Source organism: Mesorhizobium sp. P5_C1, assembly GCF_054049815.1.
Map to the genome: position 1 here is coordinate 1 of NZ_JBFULQ010000492.1, position 4,096 is coordinate 4,096.

Here is a 4,096-nt window from a genome sequence, read left to right on the forward strand (position 1 = left end):
CCCGTGAACCGTGGCCTCTACAATTTCGACCGCATCCGCATCGACTTCTATCTTGATCGGCAGGCGGCTTTTGAAGCCTTCAAGAAAGGCGACACGCATTTTCGCGAGGAATTCACCGCGCGGGTATGGGCGACCGGATACGACTTTCCGGCGCTGCAGGATGGCAAGATCGTCAAACGGGAATTTCCCGGTGAGAAGACGCCAGACATGCAGGGCGTGGCGTTGAATCAACGTCGTACGCAATTTCGCGACGAGCGGGTACGGCGGGCGATCGCCAGATGCTTCGATTTCGAATGGATGAAGCGGGCCCTGTTTTACGGTTCCTACGAGCGCTCTCAATCGAACTTCGAACGGTCGGATTATAAGGCCGAAGGTCTGCCCTCGCCTGGCGAATTGGCCCTGCTGGAACCGTTCCGAGCCGAGTTGCCACCAGAGGTCTTTGGCGAAGCCGTGACGCAGCCTCTGTCCGACGGCTCGGGCCATGACCGCAAGCTGCTGGGCGAGGCTTCGAGATTGCTTGCGCAAGCCGGCTGGAAACGTGCGGGCAGTTTCGTCGTCAACGACAAGGGTGAGCGTCTGCAGGTTGAAATGCTGGCAGAGGATGACGGCATCGTTCRCATCTTCACCCCATGGTCCGAGAATATGAAGGCGATCGGGATCGACGCCTCGATCCGGCAAATCGATTCAGCACAATATGAACAGCGGCACAGTGATTTCGACTTCGATCTTACCGTGCTGCATTGGTCGATCGGAGCGACGCCGACTGAAGACGGCCTGGAGATGCTCTATGATTCCCGAATGGCGAAAACGCCGGGGCAACGCAACTATCCGGGCACGGAAAGCAAGGTCATCGACGCGCTGATCGTGGCAGCCGGCAAGGCGCAAAGCCGAAACGAACTCGTCACCGCGCTCAGGGCGCTCGACCGGGTCTTGCGCGCACGGCTAGACTGGATTCCAACATACTATCTGGCGAATCACCGCGTCGCCTATTGGGACATGTTCGACTTCGTCGAGCAAAAGCCCGATTTCGGCTTTCCGGTCGAGACGCTGTGGTGGTTCGATAAGGGCAAGGCGGCAAAAATTGGCAAAGGCTGAGATGTTCGCTCAAGCAGGGCAAAAGACCTGATGGGCGCTTATATCCTGCGCCGCATCCTGTTGATGATCCCGACCCTGTTCGGCATCATGGCGATATCCTTCGCCGTCATCCAGTTCGCGCCGGGCGGCCCGGTCGAGCAGGTCATCGCCCGGCTGACCAACCAGGGCGGCAGCGATCGCCTCGGCGGCGGCGGTGGCGACGCGGTCGGTGGCGCCAATGTCGATGTCGCCGGTGATGTCAGCTCAAAATATCGCGGCGCCCAAGGCCTCGATCCGGAATTCATCAAGAAGCTGGAGAAGCAGTTCGGCTTCGACAAGCCGCCGCTCGAGCGCTTCGGCATGATGTTGTGGAATTATGCGCGCTTCGATTTCGGCGACAGCTATTTCCGCGATATTTCGGTGCTCAACCTGATCCTGGAAAAAATGCCGGTGTCGATCTCGATCGGGCTGTGGATCACGCTTCTGTCCTACCTAATTTCGATCCCGCTCGGCATCCGCAAGGCGGTCAAGGACGGCACGCCCTTCGACGTCTGGACCAGCGGCGTCGTCATTGTCGGCTATGCCATTCCGGGCTTCCTGTTCGGCATCATGCTGATGGTGCTGTTTGCCGGCGGGTCGTTCTGGGACTGGTTTCCGCTGCGCGGCCTCACCTCCGACAATTGGGACCAGCTATCCTGGTCCGGCAAGATCATCGACTATTTCTGGCACATGACCTTGCCGCTGACGGCGCTGGTGCTGTCGGCCTTCGCCACCACGACGCTGTTGACCAAGAATTCCTTCCTGGAAGAGATCCGCAAGCAGTATGTGGTGACGGCGCGCGCCAAGGGCCTGTCGGAGCGGCAGGTGCTCTACGGCCACGTCTTCCGCAACGCCATGCTGATCGTGATCGCCGGTTTTCCGGGCGCCTTTATCTCGGCCTTCTTCACCGGCTCGCTGCTGATCGAGAACATCTTTTCCCTCGATGGCCTCGGCCTGCTCGGCTTCCGGTCGGTGGTCGAGCGCGACTATCCGGTGGTGTTCGCCAATCTCTACATCTTCTCGCTGCTCGGGCTGTTCGTCGGATTGCTGTCCGACCTGCTCTACACCTGGGTCGATCCGCGCATCGATTTCGAGCGGAGAGACGTCTGATGTCGGACACCACCGCAACCACGGAGGCCGCACCGGAGCGGATCGTGCGGCCGTGGCTGTCGCCGCTCAACAAGCGCCGCCTGCAGAACTTCAGAGCAAACCGGCGCGGCTACTGGTCGCTGTGGATATTCCTCGTCCTCTTCGTGCTGTCGCTGTTTGCCGAATTCATCGCCAACGACAAGCCGATCATCGCCTCCTACAAGGGCGAAATCCTGTTTCCGGTGCTGGTCGCCTACCCCGAGGAAAAGTTCGGCGGCTTCTACGCGGTCACCGACTATCGCGACCCGGTCATCCAGGACGAGATCAACGCCCATGGCTGGATGATCTGGCCGCCGGTCCGCTACTCCTACCAGACCGTCAACAACGCCATTCCGGAAGCGGCACCGGCCAAGCCGTCCTGGCGATATGACGCCAAGGCGCGCTGCAGCCAGTATCCGCAAGGGGCGGCCGATCCGGCCTGCATCGTCGGCAACTGGAACTGGCTCGGCACCGACGACCAGGCGCGCGACGTGCTGGCGCGCGTCATCTACGGCTTCCGCATTTCGGTGCTGTTCGGCCTGATCCTGACCGCCGGCTCGGCCCTGATCGGCGTCGCGGCCGGCGCCGTGCAAGGTTATTTCGGCGGCTGGACCGATCTCCTGTTCCAGCGTTTCATCGAAATCTGGTCGGCGATCCCGGTGCTCTATCTCCTGCTCATCGTCGCCGCCATCCTGCCGCCGGGCTTCTTCATCCTGCTCGGCCTGATGCTATTGTTCTCCTGGGTGGCGCTGGTCGGCGTGGTGCGGGCCGAGTTCCTGCGCGCCCGCAATTTCGAATATGTCAACGCGGCGCGCGCGCTCGGCGTACCCAACCGCACCATCATGTTCCGGCATTTGCTGCCCAACGCCATGGTGGCGACATTGACCTTCATGCCCTTCCTGCTCTCGGGCTCGATCTCGACGCTGACCTCGCTCGACTACCTCGGCTTCGGCCTGCCGCCAGGATCCGCCTCGCTCGGTGAGTTGCTGAAGCAGGCGCAGCGCAACCTCAATGCGCCGTGGCTAGGCATTTCCGGCTTCGTCGTCATCTCGCTGATGCTGTCGCTGCTGGTCTTTGTCGGCGAGGCGACGCGCGACGCCTTCGATCCACGCAAGACGTTCAAATGAGCGAAGCACCCCTGCTCAGCGTACAGGACCTCAGCGTCGCCTTTGCCCAAGGCGGACAGCAGTCGCTGGCCGTCGACCATATCTCGTTCGACATCGCCAAGGGCGAGACGGTGGCGCTGGTCGGCGAATCCGGCTCCGGCAAATCGGTGTCGGCGCTGTCGGTGCTGAAGCTGTTGCCCTATCCCAGCGCCAGCCATCCCTCGGGAAAGATCCTGTTCCAGGGCGCCGACCTGCTTGCCATGAGCGAGAAGCAGTTGCGGCAGGTGCGCGGCAACAAGATCACCATGATCTTCCAGGAGCCGATGACCTCACTCAATCCGCTGCACACGATCGAGCAGCAGATCGTCGAAATCCTGAAACTGCATCAGGGCATGGCCGACCGCCCGGCCAAGGCCCGCACGCTGGCCCTGCTCAACGAGGTCGGCATCCGCGATCCGCAAAAGCGCCTCGATGCCTATCCGCACCAGCTGTCCGGCGGCCAGCGTCAGCGCGTGATGATCGCCATGGCGCTGGCCAACGAACCGGAACTGCTGATCGCCGACGAGCCGACGACGGCACTCGACGTCACCGTGCAGGCGCAGATCCTCGAGCTGCTGGCCGGGCTGAAAAGCCGCAAAGGCATGTCGATGCTGTTTATCACCCATGACCTCGGCATCGTGCGCAAGATTGCCGACCGGGTCTGCGTCATGACCAAGGGCAAGATCGTCGAGACCGGCCCGACCAAGGAC

General features: G+C 61.7%; 4 protein-coding genes. All 4 read left to right on the plus strand.

Translation table 11 applies throughout. The annotated features are described in order from the left end of the window. Positions 1–1,095: ABC transporter substrate-binding protein (locus ACXJ7R_RS26455; RefSeq protein ID WP_457154403.1), on the plus strand; the 1,095-nt coding region annotated here is incomplete at its 5' end. A 30-nt stretch (positions 1,096–1,125) separates the two neighbouring features. After that, a complete protein-coding gene (locus tag ACXJ7R_RS26460) occupies positions 1,126–2,223 on the plus strand; it encodes a microcin C ABC transporter permease YejB (RefSeq protein ID WP_095082500.1) in 1,098 nt (365 codons plus the stop codon). Beyond that, positions 2,223–3,368 carry an ABC transporter permease gene (locus ACXJ7R_RS26465; RefSeq protein WP_457154404.1) on the plus strand — a complete coding sequence of 382 codons (1,146 nt, stop codon included), beginning with the start codon at positions 2,223–2,225 and terminating at the stop codon, positions 3,366–3,368. The genes ACXJ7R_RS26460 and ACXJ7R_RS26465 overlap by 1 nt, the downstream gene beginning before the upstream one ends. Further along, positions 3,365–4,096: ATP-binding cassette domain-containing protein (locus ACXJ7R_RS26470; protein WP_457154405.1), on the plus strand; the 732-nt coding region annotated here is incomplete at its 3' end. The genes ACXJ7R_RS26465 and ACXJ7R_RS26470, both read left to right, overlap by 4 nt.